This window comes from Bifidobacterium pluvialisilvae (genome assembly GCF_019331695.1).
Classification (GTDB): domain Bacteria; phylum Actinomycetota; class Actinomycetes; order Actinomycetales; family Bifidobacteriaceae; genus Galliscardovia; species Galliscardovia pluvialisilvae.
The window spans coordinates 104,155-123,301 of the sequence record NZ_JAHBBI010000003.1; the positions used below are offsets into that span (position 1 = coordinate 104,155).

Sequence of the window (19,147 nt, forward strand, 5' to 3'; positions counted from 1 at the left end):
CGTGAATTACTGTGAAAGTGGTATCTCAGAGGAAAACACAGCAATTCACGAATAGAGAGACGGTTCATGTCATCGAATCCCGAACAGACGTCAACAACATCCAGCCAGATGGAAGCCCCCGCGGCCGCACCCGCCACCGCCCCTGATGCGGCCACAGCCGCCGCCGCAGCGGCAGCCACCGCGGCAGCGGCCGCCGCGTCGGCCGCCGCGACCGCCGCCGACGCGGCCAACAGCGCCGCCAACACCGCGGCCACGGCAAGCGCGACACCCACGGCGACGGCAGCGCCCGCGTCCCCGCTCGGCGCCGCGCCCAAGCTGCATCCGCTGTTCCCCGGCAACGTGTTCGTCTCCACCGTGCTGGACGTGCTCAACAGCAAGGAGACCATGACCGGCCGCCTCGTGAGCAAATACATGCAGCGCGCCCTCATGGCCGGCCTGTTCGTCGGCATCTTCTTCACCGCGTTCTTCGCCATCTCAGCCACCTTCGCCGCCGCCGGCCCCGCCATGGCGCTCGCCGGAAAGGTGCTCGGCGCATGCACGTTCGGCTGGGCGCTCGTGCTCATCTACTACACGAACTCCGAACTGCTCACCTCGAACATGATGATCGTGTCCATCGGCGTCTACCACAAGCGCATCAGCTGGCTGCACAGCCTGCGCATCCTCGGCCTGTGCCTCGTCGGCAACCTGCTCGGCGGCCTCGTCGTCGCCCTGCTCATGCGGTTCTCCACCATCATCAGCGGCGACATCTACACCGTCATGGTCACCGCCGTCGCCACCAAGACCGGCTACCTCACCCAGGGCGCCTTCGGCATCGCCGACCTGTTCGTCCGCGCCATCTTCTGCAACTTCTGCATCAACATCGCCATGCTCATGTGCTACAACGGCAAGATCGTCAACGACTTCACCAAGTGCATCATCATGATGGTCGCCGTGTTCGTGTTCGCCTACCTCGGCTTCGAACACTCCGTCGCCGACTCCGTGCTGTTCCTCATCATGGGCCTGCACGGCGTAGGCGACCCGGTCATGGAGGTGCTCGCCATCATCGTCGTCATACTCGGCAACTTCGTGGGCGGCGGCCTGCTCATCGGCATCAACTTCGCCGTCATGAACGACCAGCACACCCACCATGCCGAACGCAACCTGCGCCACAACATCGGCCGCCGGTAACCGCCGACGCCGGCATGACGTGAAAGAGGACGGCCACGGTTCCCCATGGAACGTGACCGTCCTCTTCCATATTGTCGCCGTGCCGTTTCGACGGCGCGGTTTCGACGGCGCGGCTACTCCTTCAACGCCTTCGTGATGCGTTTGAGGCTCACCGGCCGTGGTGTGCCGAGCTCCTGCGCCCACAGGCTCACACGGAACTCCTCCACCATCCACCGGGCCTTCTCCACACGGGCCGACATCTCATCGTGACGCGGACCGGCCGGCAGCTTGCCCGCCTGCTCGCGCGCCTTATCGACAAGCCGTTGCGCCTCGTCGACCTCCCACGCCCAGTTCACGTCACGCGACTTGTTCGTCTTCGCCTTCTCCAGACGCAGCAGGTCCGCATGCAGATACCGTTCCAGCGAGCGCAGCGCCTCCGGAGGCATGGCGCCGATGAAGCCGGGCGTGACGAGCGAGCCGATATGCTCGCGGATGGACTGGAGCACCGACAGCAGCGGCAATGACGCCGTGCCCGAAACCGCCTTGTCCACCTCGGCGTAGCGGCGCAGGGCGGCGATCACGTCACGCGCCACCTGATACACCGTGTCCTCATACACCTGCGTCACATCGCCGACCGCGTCCGCCAGCTGCGCGTCGTCCCTGATCTTCCCGACGTCCGGAAGCAGACGCTTCACCGCGGCCAGCTGCAGGTCCTCGACCAGGTCCTTCGTATTCTTGTACGGCGCGGAGGCCAACATCAGCGCCTCGCCGCCCAGCCAGCGCGAGGAGATGCGCTCATCCGGCAGCCGCAGCGCGTCCAACGCCGCCTTCCAGAGCATCGACGAACGCGACACCATCGTGGCGCCGGCCTTGTGCAGCAGGTTCGCCGACTGCACCACCTTGCCCTGGTCCGCCGCCTTCGTCGCCTGCCGTTTCACCGTCTGCCGGGCCGACTCGGCCGCCTGCTCGGCGAACCTCGCCTGCAATTCGGCCAACGACTTCGATGACGCCAGCACCGTCATGCGCTGCGGGCCACGTCCGCGGCCCCGGCCATGACGGGAATTGCGGCCGCCGGCCGGCTTCTCCACCACGAACGTCATGCGCACATGCTTCGGCAGCCGTGCCAGCTGCTCCTCGTTGAACACCTCCGGATGCAGCTGTGCGCCGACCACATGGATCGCCGCCTGCGTGAAGACATGCCTGAGGTCGGGCCACTGCGCCACGCCCGTCGTGTCATCGACCGGGGGAGCGGCGGGATGGCCCTGCTCGCCCGAGCCGGGGAGCGCATCATAATGGTCGTCGATCCATGCGCGGATCTTCCTCGCCGTGTCCGGCGCCGGCACGAACTGCACGCGCAACGCCTTCGGCAGCGACTTGATCATCGCCACGATCAGCTCGTCAAGCAGGCCCGGCACGTTCCATGTGAACTGCTCGGGCGTGATGCGCGAGAGGAACTTCAACGGCACGTGCACCGTCACGCCGTCGTTCTCCGCCTGCGGATCGTAGACGTATGAGAGCTTCAGGTCGATGGGGGAGCCGTCCGAGCCCAGCGTATGCCAATGGTCCGGATAGTCGTCGAGGCTCACCTCCTCGGAATCGGCAAGACGCTCCACCTTCGACGGGTCGAAGTCAAGCAGCGTCGGATCCTCATCGTGATGATGCCGCCACCACGACCCCAGCCTCGCCATCGACGTGATGTCCGCCGGCAGCTTCGCATCATAGAAGTCGACGAGATCCTCATCCGTCACCCGGTCGACCACGTGACGGGTGCGGGCCGTCTCCTCATCCGACTCCTCCAGCACCGCGCGGTTGTTGTCGATGAAATCGTCATACGGGAAGCGCTGCTGCACCTCGCCGGCCACCAGACCTTCGCGGATGAGGAAGTCACGGGCCTCGACGGGGTTGATGGCCCCCCACTGCACCGTCCGATCCTGCACGATGGGCAGGCCATACAGCAGGACCTTCGCGCTCGCCACGGCCGCGCCCTTCGACGCCGACCAATGCGGCTCCGCATACGTGGTGCGCGTCAGCTTGCCCGCCAGCGGCTCCGCCCACGCCGGATCGATCGCCGCGGCCGACCGCGCCCATAGGCGCGACGTCTCCACCAGCTCCGCCGCCATCACCCACTGCGGCGTGGACTTCGCCACCGCCGACGCCGGAAACAGCGCGAACCGCGTGCCGCGCGAACCCAGATACTCATTGCGCGACTGCTTCTGCGCGCGCTTCATCGCGCGGGCCTTCGCCGCACCACGAAGACCCGCGAAATCGGAGGCCTTCGGCTCACGCACCTGCTGCATGCCGATGCTCGACAGCAGTCCCGACAGCATAGCCTTATGAATTCCCATGGAATCCCACGAGCATGTGAGCGAATGCGCCGCCTGCTGGTTCTCCGGCAGCTGACGGACCTCCAACGCCGGACGCGAACCCGGCAGCGGGTCGCCCACCGTGAACTTCAGCTCACGGCACATCTGCACCAGCTGACGGTACAGGTCACGCCACTGGCGCATACGGGGATAGTTCATGAACTCTGCCTTGCACAGGCGCCGCAACGCCGAATTCGACGTCTCCCCATCCGCTTGGAAGAACCGGTCCCACATGTTCAGCGCCGTCAGGAAATCACTCGACTCGTCCGCATAGCGGTTATGCAGACGGTCCGCCTCGTCACGCTTCTCCTCCGGACGCTCGCGCGGATCCTGCAGGCTCAGGAACGCGACCACCACCAGCACCGCCGCCAGCGTGTTCGGCGCATCCTTCGCCGCCTCCACCACCATGCGTGCCAGGCGCACGTCGATCGGCAGACGCGACAGCTGACGGCCGATACGCGTGAGCCGCACCTCGCCGCGCGAGCGCGTGATCGCCCGCAGCTCCGTCAGATCGTTGAAGCCGTTCGTCACCGCACGCGTGTTCGGCGGGTCGATGAACCCGAAATCCGTGATGTCCTCCGCCGTATGCGCCACACCCACCGACAGCATGTGCAGCACCACCGACGCCAGACCCGTGCGCAGGATCTCCGGCTCCGTGAACCGCGGCCGCGTCTCATAATCCTCGCGGGAGTACAGGCGAATCGCGATACCATCGGCGATACGGCCGCAACGACCCGCACGCTGGTCCGCGCTCGCCTGGCTGATCGGCTCGATCGGCAGCCGCTGCACCTTCGCCGCCTTCGAATAGCGGGAGATACGCGCCGTGCCCGGATCGACCACATACCTGATGCCCGGCACCGTCAGCGACGTCTCCGCCACATTCGTCGCCAGCACGATGCGCTGATGCGAATGCGGCTCGAACACCCGATGCTGCTCCTTCGCCGAAAGACGGGCGAACAACGGCAACACCTCGATGGCGTCCGGACGACGCATGTCCGCCGTGCGCTGGCCGAAATGACGGCGCAGCGCCGATTCGAAATCATGGATGTCGCGCTCGCCGGACGCGAATACGAGAATGTCGCGCGCGCCCCGCTCATGCGAGGAATGAATCACCAGTTCGGCGCAGGCGCGTGCCACGGCCGTGGCCGCATCAGCCGAATCGGCGTCATAGTCGTCGTCATCGCCGCCCGACCGTTCGAAACCGGGCACGTCATGCATGAGCGCCGGGGGAGCGCCCAATGGCTCATACACCACCTGCACGGGGAACGTGCGCCCCGACACCTCAATCACCGGCACGTCCGTATGCAGCGCCTTGGCGAAATGCTCCTGGAACTTCACCGAATCGATGGTCGCCGACGTGATGATGAGCTTCAGATCACGGCGCTTCGGCAGCAGGGCCGTGAGATACCCCAGCAGGAAATCGATGTTCAGGCTGCGCTCATGCGCCTCGTCGATCACGATCGTGTCGTAGGCGTACAGCTTCGGATCGCGTTGGATCTGCGCCAGCAGAATACCGTCCGTGACCACGCGCAGACGCGTCTTCGGCGAACTCTCGTCGGTGAACCGCACCTGGAAGCCGATCTCGTCACCCAGACGCGCACCCATCTCGGCGGCGATGCGCTCCGCCACCGTGCGCGCCGCGATACGACGCGGCTGCGTATGCACGATCTGGCGGCCATGCGAACCCCGGCCCAGCTCCAGCAGGATCTTCGGCAGCTGCGTGGTCTTTCCCGAACCGGTCTGACCGGAGACAATCACCACCTGATGGGTGCGCACCGCCTCGGCGATCTCATCCTTCGCGGCGCTGACCGGCAGTTCGGCAGGATACTCAAATTTCACGGAAATCCGTTCCCTCTACATCTTCTGTATATACATAAACGCATACGTCGCGTACGCCGACGTATGCGAAACGACATACGTATGCATGACAAATGGCATGACGCGACGTGTCGTACGCGTCATCGACGTCGATCATCGCGATCGAAGGACCTCGATCACACGATACCCCTTCGACGACGCGTATTTGCGGACGGTGAAACCGTCGCCCAGCGCATCGGCAAGCCAGGGAATCAGCGAATCGGCGCCCAGATTGCGCTGCACCACCAGATACGCCTCACCCGCCGGGGCCAGCCGCGGCAGATACGTCATCAGCAGTTCGTGCAACGGCTCCTTGCCGATGCGGATCGGCGGATTCGACCAGATGACGTCGAACCGCAGGCTATCGTCGAGATCGGCGTTCAGGACCGCGCGCACATTATCGCAGCCGGCCTTCGCGGCATTGTCCTTCGTCAGCGCGACCGCGCGCTCGTTCACGTCGACGCCCCACACCGCGGCCTTGGGCGACTCCAGCGCCAACGCCAGCGAAATCGGACCCCATCCGCAGCCGACATCAAGGAACACGCCCTCCTCGGGCGGCATCGGCGCATGGCGCAACAGCACCGACGTGCCCAGATCGAGACGCGAACCCGAGAACACGCCATGCGACGTCTCCACATCGACGTCATGCCCGCGCAACGTCACATGCAGCGTGCGGCGGACGTCCTGCGATGACGGCGAGGCCGAAAAATACTGTTCGTTTGGTGTCGTCATCGGAACTCCATATCTCCTTACGGTTCTGGACGGTGAACGTCGCGTCGATGGTCCGGTGCGCAGGCGTATCGGGGCTCCCGCGCACATGTCTTCTCACACGATGATAATAAGGAGCCGGAATAGAACAGCGTTCAAGAGGTGTCAGTGACCAATACCAGCACAACGACCAACGCCGATGAGGCATGGAACAACGATGACCGCACCGGTGCCCGCGACGGCGAGCCGTACTCGCAGTCCTCGCCCCTGAACGAGCAGTCCGAGGTGCTCCAGGACGCCCGCGGCACCGGGTTCGCCGAGGACAGCGAGGAATGGTCCGAACGCGAATCACGCAACCAGCTCAAGCACGTGACCGGCCTCGGCGAACTGCAGGACATCACCGAAGTCGAATACCGTCAGGTGCGTCTCGAACGCGTGGTGCTCGTCGGCGTATGGTCCAGCCTCGAAACCACTCAGGCCAAGGCCGAGGAATCGTTGCGCGAGCTCGCCGCACTGGCCGAGACCGCCGGCGCCGAGGTCATGGACGGCCTGCTCCAGCACCGTCTCAAACCCGACTCCGCCACCTACGTCGGCTCCGGCAAGGCCAAGGAGATCGCCCGCATCGTCGGCGAACTCGAAGCCGACACCATCGTCGTCGACGCCGACCTGCCGCCCTCGCAGCGACGAGGGCTCGAGGACGTCGCCAAGGTCAAGGTCGTCGACCGCACCGCCGTCATCCTCGACATCTTCGCCCAGCACGCCACCAGCCGCGAAGGCAAGGCGCAGGTCGAACTCGCCCAGCTCGAATACATGCTGCCGCGACTGCGCGGCTGGGGCGGCTCCCTATCCCGCCAGGCCGGAGGCCAGGCCGCGGGCCAGGCCGGTGGCATCGGATCGCGAGGCCCCGGCGAGACGCAGATCGAAATGGACAGACGCGTCATCCGCACCCGCATGGCCCGGCTGCGCCGCCAGATCCGCCAGATGGCCCCCGCTCGCGAGGTCAAACGAGGTTCGCGCCGCCGTCACGGACTGCCGTCCGTCGCCGTCGTCGGCTACACCAACGCCGGCAAATCCTCACTCACCAACCGGCTCACCGGCTCCGTCGAACTCGTCGAAAACGCCCTGTTCGCCACCCTTGGCACCGCCGTGCGACGCACCAAATCGGCCAACGGCCGCATCTACACGTACGTCGACACCGTCGGCTTCGTACGCCGCCTGCCCACCCAGCTCGTCGAAGCGTTCAAATCCACGCTCGAGGAGGTCGGCGAAGCCGACGTCATCCTCCATGTCGTCGACGCCTCCCACCCCGACCCGTTCTCCCAGATCGACGCCGTCAACGACGTGCTCGCCGACATCCCCGGCGTCGAAGGCATCCCCCGCATCCTCGCCTTCAACAAGACCGACCTCACCGACGACACCACCCGCGAACGGCTGCACAGCCTCGAACCCGACGCGTTCCTCGTCTCCGCGGCCACCGGCGAAGGAGTCGACGCCCTGCGCGACGCCGTCGAGGCCCTGCTGCCCGTTCCCGACGTGCACGTCACCGCTCTCCTGCCCTACGACGCCGGCGCCATACTCTCCGCCGTGCGCGAATACGGCGTCGTCTCCGTCGTCGACTACCGCGCCGACGGTGTCTACCTCGAAGCCGATGTCGACCGGCATCTCGCCGCCCAGATCGTCGACCACGCCATCGACGAATAGGCGCCGGCGACGAATACATCAAGGTTTCATAAACAATTCGTGAACACCCGCATTCCGCGTCAGCAGTGTCAAAAGGTGCGGATAAAGTAAAGCCGAAGTTGGCATGATTTGCCGCAGTTGAAAGCAATTTCAATTTCGAAGAGAGGTGCCTTTTTATGGCAGAATCACCCATTCGTCCCACCAAGCTCGCGATTATCGGTGCCGGTGCCGTCGGCTCCACCATGGCCTTCGCCGCCGCCCAGCGAGGCGTGGCCCGTGAGATCGTCCTCGAAGACATCGCCGCCAAGCGCGTCGAGGCCGAGGTGCTCGACATGCAGCACGGTTCCAGCTTCTACCCCACCGTCTCCATCGAGGGATCCGACGACGTCGAGATCTGCCGTGATGCCGACGTCGTCGTCATCACCGCAGGCGCCCGCCAGAAGCCCGGCCAGTCCCGCCTCGACCTCGCCGGCGCCACCATCAACATCATGAAGTCCATCATCCCCGGTGTCGTCAACGTGGCCCCCAACGCCATCTACATGCTCGTCACCAACCCGGTCGACATCGTCACCCACGTCTCCATGAAGATCTCCGGCCTGCCCGCCAACCAGATCTTCGGCTCCGGCACCAACCTCGACTCCGCCCGCCTCCGCTTCCTCATCGCCCAGCAGACCGGCGTCAACGTCAAGAACGTCCACGCCTACATCGCCGGCGAACACGGCGACTCCGAAGTCCCGCTCTGGGCCTCCGCCACCATCGGCGGCGTCCCCATGTGCGACTGGAAGGAACTCCCCGGCCACGAGCCGCTCGATGCCGCCAAGCGCGAGCAGATCCACCAGGAAGTCAAGAACGCCGCCTACCGCATCATCGAAGGCAAGGGCGCCACCAACTACGCCATCGCCATGTCCGGTGTCGACATCATCGAATCCATCCTCAAGGACTCCAACCGCATCCTCCCCGTCTCCTCCCTTCTCGACGACTTCCACGGCATCTCCGACGTGTGCATGTCCGTCCCCTCCGTCCTCAACCGCCAGGGCGTCAACACCCACATCAACACCCCGCTCTCCGACGGCGAGCTCGCCGCCCTCAAGCGCTCGGCCGAGACGCTGAAGGAGACCGCCGCCAAGTTCGGCTTCTAGTAAAAAAAGACTCCCACGGAGTGTCATCCGCGTTGCGGAGAGTTCGACGTACCTTCGTACGCCTTCACTCTCCGCGCCTTGATGACACACACGTGGGAGTCTTTTTTTACCTCAGTCGGGTCCACGGCGTTTGTGCGTGCGCCTTCATTCTCCGCGCCTTGTTGACACACGCATCGGTCCCTTTTTTACCTCAGTGGGATTCTGTGGAGTCATTTTCGTTGCGGAGAGTTCGATGTGCCTTCGTACGCCTTCACTCTCCGCGCCTTGATGACACACACGTGGGAGTCTTTTTTTACCTCAGTCGGGTCCAAGGCGTTTGTGGACCTTGGCGTACTTTTCGTATGCCTTTGTTTCCCGCGTCTTGATGACATGCGCGCGGGATGTGTTTTTTACCGTGCTAGCAGCCCGTGATGCGATTCGCATTGCGGGATTGTTGTATTCCTTCCGACGCGGTAAACACGCCTGATGCAGCAGCGGCGTTTTACAGCTTACGGAGGACTGTCACGACCTTCCCCATGATCGTCGCATTGCTGCCATCGATGGGGGAGTATGCGGGATTGTGGGGAATGAGCCACACATGCCCGTTCTCCTTGCGGAAGGTCTTCACCGTCGCCTCCCCGTCGAGCAGGGCTGCGACGATATCGCCGTTCTCGGCCTCGTTCTGCTCTCGGACGACGACGAAGTCCCCATTGCAGATGGCGGCATCGATCATGGAATCGCCATGCACCTCCAGCATGAACAGGTGCCCGGCCCCGGTCAGCCGTTCCGGCAGCCGCATGACGTCGTCCACATGTTGTTCCGCGGTGATGGGGACGCCGGCGGCGATACGCCCGACAAGGGGAACGTCGTGCGATTGCATGATCGACTCGCTGGAATCGGGGGAGGGGTCGGTATCGGCCTGCACCGCGAACCCAAGGACGGCGGCGTCGTTCCGATTGCCGCGACGCAGGGCGTCATGCTGGTCGGACAGCAATTCGATGGCACGCCCCTTGTTGGCGCTGATACGGATGAACCCCTTGTCCTCCAACGCCTGAAGCTGATGCTTGACTGAAGACGGGCTTTTCAGGCCGACGGCCTCGCCGATCTCGCGGAACGAGGGGGCGAATCCCCGTTCCCGCACATGGGAGCGGATAGCCGCGAGCACATCGCGCTGACGCTCGGTGAGGGCATCCTCGCCGTGGCCGAGGGAAGGGTGCCCGTTGCTGGTGAAAGAAATGGTGCTCACGGAATGCTCCTTTCGATTGGTTCAACTGTACCGTGCCCATAACGAAAAATCAAACAGATGTTCGAAGTCGATGTTGCGACATTCGAACATCTGTGCCATACTTAGAACACGTGTTCGATAGCACAAACGTTCGAGAAGGGTGGTTGCCATGTTGGACACAGCGATGCGGGACGCAAGGGAACAGGGGACTCCGGTGCGGTGCGGTGCTGCTCGGGGTGAGTCGGTATCGTCGGGTTCGGCGTTGACGGAGCCGGCGGGGCCGGCGCGGCATGGGCGTGCGTGGTTTGGGGGGACTCCCATGATGCTGCATGTCCTGTTGCGAACCTTCCGTTCATGGCAGGAGCGGGTGGGCATGCTCATGCTGGTGGGGGTGATTGTCGTGGTCGGCGGCGTGATGCTCGTTCCCGCGCAGCGCGCCGACTCCGACCCGGGGCCGCAGGAGGTGGTCAGCTATGTGGTCGCCCCGGGCGACACGCTGTGGTCGTATGCCGAGGAGATCACCCCGCCCGGCGGAGACGTCAACGACACCATCGACGAGCTCAAGGCCATGAACCATATGCGGACATCGTCGCTGCGGGTGGGGGACCGCATCGTCGTGCCGAAGCACGCCTCGCAAATTCCGCGATGACCCCGGGTATGGGACTGTGGCCGGGAGGGGACACGCTGATATGGGAACACCAACGTTTACTCTTATGCATATGCATTGTCCTTTTTGCCAGAACCCGGATACGAAGGTCGTGGATACCCGCGTAGGAGAGGACGGCTATGCCATTCGCCGTCGTAGAGAGTGCCCGAAATGCCAGCGGCGGTTCACCACGGTGGAGACCGCGACGCTTATGGTGGTGAAGCGTTCCGGCAACGTCGAGCCGTTCAGCCGCGACAAGGTCATCGCCGGCGTGCGTAAGGCGTGCCAGGGACGTCCCATCCGTGAAGAGGATCTCAAACAACTGGGGCAGAAGGTGGAGGAGGACCTTCGGTCCCGGGGTCTCGCCCAGGTCAAATCCGAGGATGTGGGCAGGGCCATTCTCAAACCGCTGCGCAACCTTGACGAGGTGGCGTACATGAGATTCGCCAGCGTGTATCAGGAATTCAACAATCTTGAGGATTTCGAACGGGCGATACGCCAGTTGCGCGCACAGGACGGCACCGATGCCGATTAATGGCGCAATGGCGCCGTTGTCGATGAAGCCGGATTGCTGATGCCAATCGATGACGCTGATAGATGACGCTGATTGATGACATCGATTGGCCGGTGCGATTGGTCGGATGCCATTGACGGCGGTGTCCGGCATGACGGACGGTTGTGTCGGAAACCCTCCGCGCGTAGACAATGTTCGTGTACACAAGATTGTGGGCCCCCACCAAACATGGTGGGGGCCCACAATCGTTCCGTCCGGCAATCGCGGACGGCCTCTTCGCGGATCGCGAATCGTCGTCACAGGACGCGCACGCGGATGGTGCCCTGCAGCGACCTGAGCGCATCGAGGGCGGAGGGGCTGGGCGTGGTCGCCACATCGGTGACCACATAGCCGAGCTCGTCCTCCGTGGCCAGCGCCTGCGCGGTGATGTTGATGTTCTCCGAACCGAGCACGTGGTTCACGCTGGCGAGCACGCCGGGCAGGTTCGCATGCAGGTGGGCGATGCGGGCGGCGCCCTGGCAGGGGTTCATGTTCAGCGTCGGCAGGTTGACCGACAGCGAGGTGACGCCGTTGCTCCAGTAGTCGAGCAGCTTATGGGAGACGAAATGGCCGATGGCCTCCTGCGCCTCAAGCGTCGAACCGCCGATGTGCGGGGTGAGGATGACGTTGTCCTCCTCGCTCAGCGGCGTCCTGAACGGGTCGCCGGACTTCTTCGGCTCCACCGGATACACATCCACCGCGGCACCGGCGATGTGGCCGGAGTCCAGATGCTTCTTGAGCGCGTCGAGGTCGGCCACGAACCCGCGGGAAAGATTGATGAACACGGCGCCCGGCTTCATGCGTGCGAACTGCGGTTCGCCGAAGAAGTTCGTGTTCGACTTGCGGCCGTCCACATGCAGGGTGACGGCGTCGGACTGTTCGAGCAGGTCCTCCAGGCTGCTGGCGCGCTCGGCGTTGCCCAGAGCCAGCTTCTCCTCGATGTCGTAGAACACGACATGCATGCCGAGCGCCTCCGCAAGCACCGAGACCTGGGATCCGATGTTGCCATAGCCGATGATGCCGAGCGTCTTGCCGCGGACCTCGTGCGAGCCGCTGGCGCTCTTGTCCCATACGCCGGAACGCACATGATGCGAATGCGCCGGGAGCCGGCGCATCAGGGCGATGATGTCGGAGATGACCAGTTCCACCACGGAACGGGTGTTGGAGTAGGGGGCGTTGAACACGGCGACGCCGTGGGCGCCCGCATACCCCAGATCCACCTGGTTCGTGCCGATGGAGAAGCAGCCGACGGCGGTGAGGTCCGGACGGGCCTTGAGCACCTTCTCGGTGACGTTGGTCTTCGAACGGACGCCGAGCAGGTCGACGCCGTCGAGCGCGTCGATCAGCTCGTTCTCGTCCATCGCGCCTTTGGTGGTCACGACCTCGAAACCATGCTGACGCAGGTTCTCGGAGGCGAAGGGATGGATGTTTTCCAGAAGTAAGGCTTTAGGCATACGCCCTACTCTATATCGCAAGGTGGTCTAAGTCATCCTGCGTTCGGACAATGACCAGTTTCTGCGTGGGGCGGGTCATCGCCACATACAGGTCGGATGCGGCCACCAGGCGCGAGGGTGCATTGTCCTCGATGAGACCGGGCTCCACCAGCACCACCGCATCGAATTCAAGGCCCTTGACGTCCTGCGGGCCGCAGAGGCTCACCTGGCTGTCCCATGCCGGCTGGGCGCGCAGGGCGTCCGCCCGTCGTTCGCCGAGACGGCGCCGTACGGGACTCCATACGGCCTCCTCAAGACGGGGGCGGATCTCGTCGTCCGCGATCACCGCCACACGGCCGGTGCCGTCCTCGGAGACGAACCGCGTCGCCAGGTCGGCGGCATACTCGCCGGCCGACTCCAACGCCTGGCCGATGTCGCCGACCGTGACGGTCTCGACCGAATCGGGCATACGTCGCACGGCCTTCACGGTGGAGATGTAAAGCCCCTCGCCTTCGGCGAAGCGGGAGGCGAGGTCGGATACCTCCTGCGGATTGCGGTAGTCGATCGTCAGCTCGTTGAGGTCCCAGCCGTCCTCGCCGAACAGCGGGTCCAAGGTGCGCTCCCAGGAGCGTGAGCCCGCCAGCGACGAGGTCTGGGCGATGTCGCCGACGATGGTGAACGAGCGTGAGGGGCAGCGGCGCATCAGCATACGCCACTCCATGGGGGTGAGCTCCTGGGCCTCGTCGACGACGATGTGGCCGTACGTCCACTCGCGTTCGCTGGCCGCCCGCTGCGCCGCGCTCTCCTCGTCGAAGCCGTTGATCTGGTCGAGCAGCATCCCGGAGGAGACGATGCCCGACCCGATGCCGGCCTGGGCGAGCGTGTCCTTGGCGAACTGCTCGTCCCGGCGCCGCTGCTCGTCCTTCTGCGCCCTTGCGGCGTCTTCTCGCGGATCGGCCCCCAGCAGCTCCATCGCCTCGTCCAGCAGCGGTACGTCGGATACGGTGAACGGGGCGTCCTTGGCGCGCGTCAGCGCGGTGACGTCGTCGTCGGACAGCCACGGCGCATAGCGGCGCAGCTTGTTCGGCTTGGCGAACATGTCGGAGATCATCCACTGCGCGGTCATGGGCAGCCAGGCCAGATTCAACGTCCGGCGGACCTGGTCGTTCATCCTCAGCAGGGAACGGGCCTGCGCGATCTCGGAACGGTCGGGGTCGTAGTCGAGCTGTTCGATGTACCGGTTCGTCATCAGGTGGAGCATGGACTCCACAAAGATCTCTCGTGCCTTGTTGTGGGGCTTGCGGGTGCGCTTCGCGTCCGTCTGCGCCGTCGTGATGTCGGCGGGGAGCATGGGCACCGCCACACCGTTGATTCGCACCGTCGGCAGCGGTTCCGGCACGCGCTGGCGGGCCGAGACGGCGTTGGCGACGGCCGTCCTCATGCGGCGATCGCCCTTCAGCGCCGCGGCGCGGGGCTCATCCACATGGGTGGCGTTGATTCCGGGGATGAGGTTGGCTATGGTCCGCGAGACCACACCGGTCTCGCCGAGGGAGGGCAGCACCTGGTCGATGTAGTGCAGGAACGCCGGGCTGGGGCCGACCACCAGCACGCCGGAGCGCTGGAGCTTGCGGCGGTGGGTGTACAGCAGGTATGCGGCACGGTGCAGGGCCACCGCCGTCTTGCCGGTGCCCGGGCCTCCCTGCACGACGACCGCGCGGTCCATCGGCGCGCGGATGATGCGATCCTGCTCCCCCTGGATCGTGGCGACGATGTCGGTCATCTTGCCGGTGCGCCGTGAGCTCAGCGACGCCAGCAGCGCACCCTCGCCCGTCAGGGTGCCGGAGGTGGACGCTTCGCTGACCTGCGACGAGTGGACGTCAAGCACCTCGTCCTCCACGCCGACCACTTCGCGGAACCGAAGCGTGATGTGGCGCCGCATGACGATGTCGCCGCGATGCGCCGGCGTGGCCTCGTAGAACGGACGCGCGGCCTCCGCCCTCCAGTCCACGAGAATCGATTCGTGGTCCCGCCCCGACAGCCCGATGCGGCCGATGTACCGGCGGCTGCCGTCCGCGGTGTCCAGACGGCCGAAAACCAGACGGTCCTCCACGGCGCGCAGCTGCGTGAGCCGGTCCTCGTACATGGTGGCGAACGAGTCGCGTTCCGCGCGCTGCGTGGGCGAGCCATGGGAGCCGGCGGCACGGACGCGGTCAAGACGCTCGCGCAGCTGCGACCGCATCTCGTCCAGACGGCCGTAGGCGCGGTCCACGGACCGTTGCTCGTCGTGCAATTGGGAGGAATAGTTCGACATCCGATGGCTCCTTGGCTGGGGATGGGGCAAAAGTTCGGCAATCCACTATACTCCCAGCCCTAAATCGGCCGGCGGGTCATGGGGCGGAGCATCGCGCACGCCCCGGACCGCGCCGCCCGACACGCGTCTTCGGCCATTGATGACGGAGAATGTGGTGGTATGGGGATGGAAAACACCATTGGGTGGGGAGAATTGGGGATATGTGGGGTAGAGTGGTGAATTGTTGGTCGCGGTTCCGACATACCGGGCAAGGAGGTGAACGCGATGGCCGATGCTCCACGGGAGTCAGCCGTCGCCGAATCCGACGCCCCGGGGGATCTGCCGCCCCTGCTGCTGGGCACGTACACCCCGAAGATCGATGCCAAGGGGAGGCTGGCGTTGCCGGCGAAACTCCGGGGACAGCTCGGCTCGGGCCTGGTGATGGCACGCGGACAGGAGCGATGCGTCTATCTTCTGCCCCACAGCGAATTCCGTCGCGTGGCCATGCAGATCCAGCGCACCTCGTTGGGCAACAAGGCGGCGCGCGACTATCTGCGCGTGTTCCTGTCCGGGGCGGTGGACGAGCAGCCCGACAAGCAGGGCAGGGTGGTCATTCCGCCCATGCTCCGCGACTATGCGGGATTGGGCAGCGAGGTCGTCGTCATCGGCGTCGGCACACGCGCCGAGATCTGGAACAGGGAAGCGTGGGAGGCGTATCTGACCGAACAGGAGCAGGGGTACGCCGACATAGCGGATGACGTATTACCGACGGTGGAGTTCTGAACACATGGATATCACAGCGATTCATCAGCCGGTCCTTCTGGAGGACTGCGTGCGTCTCGTGACGTCGGCCGCCGGACGGCCCGGCGCCATCATCGTGGACTGCACGCTCGGACTGGCCGGCCACGCCACGGCGTTCCTCCGGAACGCTCCCGAGGCGACGCTGATCGGCATCGACCGTGACGAGGAGGCATTGGCGCTGGCCACCCGTCGCATGGAGGACAACGGGTTCGGGGACCGGTTCGTCCCCGTCCACGCGGCATTCGACGAATTCTCCGACGTGCTGGCCGCGCACCGCATCGACAAGGTCGACGCGGTGTTCATGGACCTGGGACTCTCCAGCCTGCAGATCGACGAGACGGAACGGGGCTTCTCATACTCCCACGACGCCCCGTTGGACATGCGCATGGACCCGGGCCAGACGCTCACCGCCGAGACGGTCCTCGCGCAGTACCCGGTGGAACGGCTGCGCTGGATATTCCGCGAATACGGCGAGGAACGCTTCTCCGGACCGATTGCAAAGGCCGTCGTCGAGGCCCGCGGCAAAGACGGACTGCACACCTCGGCCCAGCTCAACGAACTGGTCGACCGTGTGGTGCCCAAGGCCCACCGTCCCGCCGGAAACCCGGCCAAGCGAGTCTTCCAGGCGCTGCGCATCGAGGTCAACGGCGAACTGGACAAACTTGCCTCCACACTGCCCCAGGCCGCGCTGCATCTCGCCGTCGGCGGCCATCTGGTCGTCGAGTCCTACCACTCCTTGGAGGACAAGACGGTCAAACGATTCATGGCCAACGGATTGAAGGTCGACGTCCCCGCCGACATGCCGGTCGTGCCGCCGGACGCCCGCCCGTTCTTCGCCGACCTCACCCATGGCGCCATCAAGGCCGACCGGGAGGAGACCGCATCCAACCCGCGGTCCGCGTCGGTCCGCCTGCGTGGCATCGAACTGACCAGGCCGATACCCGAACGATGGGCCGAGAGATACGACAGGCAGCAACACGAGGGATACGCCGAACTGACGGGCGCGGGCGGACGCCGTCCACGCGACGTACGCCATACCACCAACCGCACGAGGAGGGGACGCCGATGAGCGCATCACCAAGAACCGCACGAACCCGGTCGTCGGCGCCGCGCGGCGCCCAGGCGCGAGCCCAATCGCGTCCCGAGCTGCGGGTCTCCGCGGAGAAGCCCCAGTCTCCCGCCACATTCCCCGAACGCGTCCGTCAGGCCGTGACCGGCGCCCGTCCGCGACGCGTGCGCGTGTTCCATTTCGTCTGCGCGCTCGTGTTCCTGGCCGCCAGCCTCATCGGGTCGCTCGTGCTGCGCACCCAGATGGTGGAGGACTCGTTCGCCATCACCGAGACACAGCAGTCCATCGGCCGCCTGACGCAGGACATCCAGGAACGGCAGACCAAGCTCGACTCCCTGCAGGCGTCACTGCCCCAGAAGGCCCAGAAGCTGGGCATGGTCCCGGGGACCGACTCCCTGACCGTCGATCTGAACGGCTATGATGCCTCGAACAGCAACACGAAGGGGAACAAGTGAGCCGCAGGCCAAAGGTATACCGCACCGAAGGCGACATATTCCGCCGCAGGGCGCTCGCCGTGGGCATCGTCCTCGCCGTCCTCGCCTCGATGTGCATCGGCAAGCTCTCCTACATCCAGCTCGTCGCGGCCGGCTCGGTGGCCGAGGCCGCCACCGCCAGCCGCACCGTCACCAAGCCGCTGCAGTCGCAGCGCGGCACGATCGTCGACACCAACGGCGTGGTCCTCGCCCAAAGCGTGGAACGCTACACCGTATACGCCGATCAGAAAGCCATATCCGAGTTCAAGCCCATAGACTGCAATGGCAGCAACGACAGCGTCTGCCATTCCATCGACGGCCACGACGTCGAAGGCACCGGCGCGGCGGCCGTGGCCAGGCTGCTCGCCCCCGTGCTGGGCATGAACACCATGGAGCTCGGCGGCAAGCTGGTGGGCACCAGTCGGTACGTCATCCTCAAGAAGAACGTGGTCCCCGCCGTCAAACGCTCCATCGACAAGCTGCACCTTTCCGGGGAGATCAACTACGAGCTCACTTCGGATCGCTCCTATGCCGATGACGGAGGCCTGATGGGCAGCATCCTCGGCGGCGTCGACAGCTCCGGGACCGGCGTGGCCGGTATCGAGAAGATGACCAACGCGTCGCTCGTCGGCAAGGACGGCGAGACCAGATACCAGCGGGGCGCCAACGGCCAGGAGATTCCCGGGACGCGCACCGAATCCAGGGAGCCGGTCGACGGCGGCAAGGTGAAGCTCACCATCGACCGTGATGTGCAGTGGTATGTCAAGAAGGCGCTGACCGACGCGAAGAAGAAGACCGGGGCCAAATGGGGCATCGGCGTGGTCCAGCGGGTCAAGGACGGCAAGATCGTCGCCATCGCCGACACCGACACCTACGAGGCCGGCAGCGACCAGGCGAAGCTCAACACGTCCCAGGCCGTCACCACCGTGTTCGAGCCCGGATCCACCGGCAAGCTCATCACCGCCGCCGGACTGCTCCAGGAGGGGCTCCACAAGCCCACGGATCATTTCCAGGTCCCCTATCAGATGGAGCTGAACGGCCAGACCTACCACGATTCGCACGAGCACGAGACGAAGAACCTCACGCTGGCGGGCATCCTGAAGGAGTCCTCGAACGTGGGAACGGTGATGGCCTCCAAGAACTATTCGCTGAAGAAGCGGTACGAGTACATCACCAAGTTCGGCATCGGCCAGAGCACGGGGCTGAACTTCCCGGGGGAGTCCCGGGGCCAGCTCTCGCCCTACCAGTCGTGGGACCTGCGCACCCGTAACACGGTCCTGTTCGGACAGGGGTATTCCGCCTCCGCGCTGCAGATGACGAACGTCGTGGCGACCATCGCCAACAAGGGCGTGCGCTGCGGCCAGTCGCTCATCGAATCCTCGACGGACGCGCAGGGCAACGACACCACGCCGAAGCCCAACCAGCCCGTCAGGGTCATCGACGAGTCCGTGGCCAAGGAGATGCTGGACATGATGGAGTCGATGGCCGAGCAGTACAAGAGCATCGTCAACGTGAAGGGCTACCGCATCGCCGGCAAGTCCGGCACCGCGCAGGTCGCCGGATCCGACGGCGCGCTCACCAGCCACATCGGCGACTTCATCGCCGCGATCCCCGCCGACAACCCCCAGTACGTCGTCACCGTGGTGCTCAAGGACCCGGAGGGGGTGTACGGCGGTGAGACCGCCGGCCCCGTGGTCGCCACCATTGGTGAATTCCTTATGCAGAAGTACGAGGTGCCGAATTCGCCCGCACGCAAGAATGCTATTCCTACAGAATGGTGATGTG

At 65.0% G+C, this 19,147-nt stretch carries 14 protein-coding genes; 9 read left to right on the forward strand and 5 right to left on the reverse strand.

Annotation, left to right across the window (positions count from 1 at the left end; translation table 11 throughout):
- Positions 1-66: 66 nt before the first annotated feature.
- A complete protein-coding gene (locus KIH77_RS03280) occupies positions 67-1,167 on the forward strand; it encodes a formate/nitrite transporter family protein (protein ID WP_236024431.1) in 1,101 nt (366 codons plus the stop codon).
- Between the two features lie 113 nt (positions 1,168-1,280).
- Here KIH77_RS03280 and hrpA read toward each other — a convergent pair whose 3' ends face one another.
- Together hrpA and KIH77_RS03290 are read right to left on the reverse strand one after the other, a co-directional pair.
- Complete coding sequence (gene hrpA, locus KIH77_RS03285) at positions 1,281-5,348, reverse strand: ATP-dependent RNA helicase HrpA (RefSeq protein WP_219099675.1); 4,068 nt, start codon at positions 5,346-5,348, stop codon at positions 1,281-1,283.
- 132 nt (positions 5,349-5,480) lie between these two features.
- Positions 5,481-6,098, reverse strand: a complete 618-nt coding sequence (locus KIH77_RS03290; protein ID WP_219099676.1) for a class I SAM-dependent methyltransferase — start codon at positions 6,096-6,098, stop codon at positions 5,481-5,483.
- Between the two features lie 243 nt (positions 6,099-6,341).
- Here KIH77_RS03290 and hflX point away from each other — a divergent pair, with 243 nt between their 5' ends.
- Both hflX and KIH77_RS03300 read left to right on the forward strand, forming a co-directional pair.
- Positions 6,342-7,775 (forward strand): GTPase HflX, encoded by a 1,434-nt coding sequence (gene hflX, locus KIH77_RS03295; protein ID WP_219099841.1) that lies wholly within the window; start codon positions 6,342-6,344, stop codon positions 7,773-7,775.
- A gap of 155 nt (positions 7,776-7,930) precedes the next feature.
- The gene (locus KIH77_RS03300; RefSeq protein WP_219099678.1) at positions 7,931-8,893 is read left to right on the forward strand and encodes an L-lactate dehydrogenase; all 963 of its coding nucleotides are present in this window, start codon (positions 7,931-7,933) and stop codon (positions 8,891-8,893) included.
- 481 nt (positions 8,894-9,374) lie between these two features.
- On the opposite strand, the gene lexA is transcribed toward KIH77_RS03300, so the two are convergent.
- Positions 9,375-10,118 (reverse strand): transcriptional repressor LexA, encoded by a 744-nt coding sequence (gene lexA, locus KIH77_RS03305; protein WP_308283187.1) that lies wholly within the window; start codon positions 10,116-10,118, stop codon positions 9,375-9,377.
- 298 nt (positions 10,119-10,416) lie between these two features.
- Between lexA and KIH77_RS03310 the strand changes: the two genes are divergently transcribed.
- Positions 10,417-10,746 carry a LysM peptidoglycan-binding domain-containing protein gene (locus KIH77_RS03310; RefSeq protein ID WP_236024432.1) on the forward strand — a complete coding sequence of 110 codons (330 nt, stop codon included), beginning with the start codon at positions 10,417-10,419 and terminating at the stop codon, positions 10,744-10,746.
- Positions 10,747-10,816: 70 nt separating this feature from the next.
- Positions 10,817-11,278, forward strand: a complete 462-nt coding sequence (nrdR, locus tag KIH77_RS03315; protein ID WP_219099681.1) for a transcriptional regulator NrdR — start codon at positions 10,817-10,819, stop codon at positions 11,276-11,278.
- Between the two features lie 275 nt (positions 11,279-11,553).
- Here nrdR and serA read toward each other — a convergent pair whose 3' ends face one another.
- Positions 11,554-12,750, reverse strand: coding sequence for a phosphoglycerate dehydrogenase (serA, locus tag KIH77_RS03320; RefSeq protein ID WP_219099683.1), 1,197 nt, complete (start codon positions 12,748-12,750; stop codon positions 11,554-11,556).
- 10 nt (positions 12,751-12,760) lie between these two features.
- The gene (locus tag KIH77_RS03325) at positions 12,761-15,040 is read right to left on the reverse strand and encodes a HelD family protein (RefSeq protein WP_219099685.1); all 2,280 of its coding nucleotides are present in this window, start codon (positions 15,038-15,040) and stop codon (positions 12,761-12,763) included.
- Positions 15,041-15,304: 264 nt separating this feature from the next.
- Between KIH77_RS03325 and mraZ the strand changes: the two genes are divergently transcribed.
- The 4 genes from mraZ to KIH77_RS03345 are packed head-to-tail and all read left to right on the forward strand — an operon-like array spanning position 15,305 to position 19,143.
- On the forward strand, positions 15,305-15,802 hold the full coding sequence (mraZ, locus tag KIH77_RS03330; protein ID WP_219099687.1) for a division/cell wall cluster transcriptional repressor MraZ: 498 nt from the start codon (positions 15,305-15,307) through the stop codon (positions 15,800-15,802).
- Between the two features lie 4 nt (positions 15,803-15,806).
- Positions 15,807-16,889, forward strand: coding sequence for a 16S rRNA (cytosine(1402)-N(4))-methyltransferase RsmH (gene rsmH / locus KIH77_RS03335; protein WP_219099691.1), 1,083 nt, complete (start codon positions 15,807-15,809; stop codon positions 16,887-16,889).
- On the forward strand, positions 16,886-17,344 hold the full coding sequence (gene ftsL / locus KIH77_RS03340; protein WP_236024433.1) for a cell division protein FtsL: 459 nt from the start codon (positions 16,886-16,888) through the stop codon (positions 17,342-17,344). Before rsmH ends, ftsL begins: the two co-directional genes overlap by 4 nt.
- Entirely contained in the window at positions 17,341-19,143 is a 1,803-nt protein-coding gene (locus tag KIH77_RS03345; RefSeq protein ID WP_308283189.1) for a peptidoglycan D,D-transpeptidase FtsI family protein, read from the forward strand. Before ftsL ends, KIH77_RS03345 begins: the two co-directional genes overlap by 4 nt.
- Positions 19,144-19,147 lie beyond the last annotated feature (4 nt).

What these genes read in the sequence shown, in the direction of transcription:
- KIH77_RS03280 (WP_236024431.1), top strand. Translation starts at nt 67, where the DNA reads ATGTCATCGAATCCCGAACAGACGTCAACAACATCCAGCCAGATGGAA.
- KIH77_RS03290 (WP_219099676.1), bottom strand. Translation starts at nt 6,098, where the DNA reads ATGACGACACCAAACGAACAGTATTTTTCGGCCTCGCCGTCATCGCAG.
- KIH77_RS03300 (WP_219099678.1), top strand. Translation starts at nt 7,931, where the DNA reads ATGGCAGAATCACCCATTCGTCCCACCAAGCTCGCGATTATCGGTGCC.
- KIH77_RS03310 (WP_236024432.1), top strand. Translation starts at nt 10,417, where the DNA reads ATGATGCTGCATGTCCTGTTGCGAACCTTCCGTTCATGGCAGGAGCGG.
- nrdR (WP_219099681.1), top strand. Translation starts at nt 10,817, where the DNA reads ATGCATTGTCCTTTTTGCCAGAACCCGGATACGAAGGTCGTGGATACC.
- serA (WP_219099683.1), bottom strand. Translation starts at nt 12,750, where the DNA reads ATGCCTAAAGCCTTACTTCTGGAAAACATCCATCCCTTCGCCTCCGAG.
- KIH77_RS03325 (WP_219099685.1), bottom strand. Translation starts at nt 15,040, where the DNA reads ATGTCGAACTATTCCTCCCAATTGCACGACGAGCAACGGTCCGTGGAC.
- mraZ (WP_219099687.1), top strand. Translation starts at nt 15,305, where the DNA reads ATGGCCGATGCTCCACGGGAGTCAGCCGTCGCCGAATCCGACGCCCCG.
- rsmH (WP_219099691.1), top strand. Translation starts at nt 15,807, where the DNA reads ATGGATATCACAGCGATTCATCAGCCGGTCCTTCTGGAGGACTGCGTG.
- ftsL (WP_236024433.1), top strand. Translation starts at nt 16,886, where the DNA reads ATGAGCGCATCACCAAGAACCGCACGAACCCGGTCGTCGGCGCCGCGC.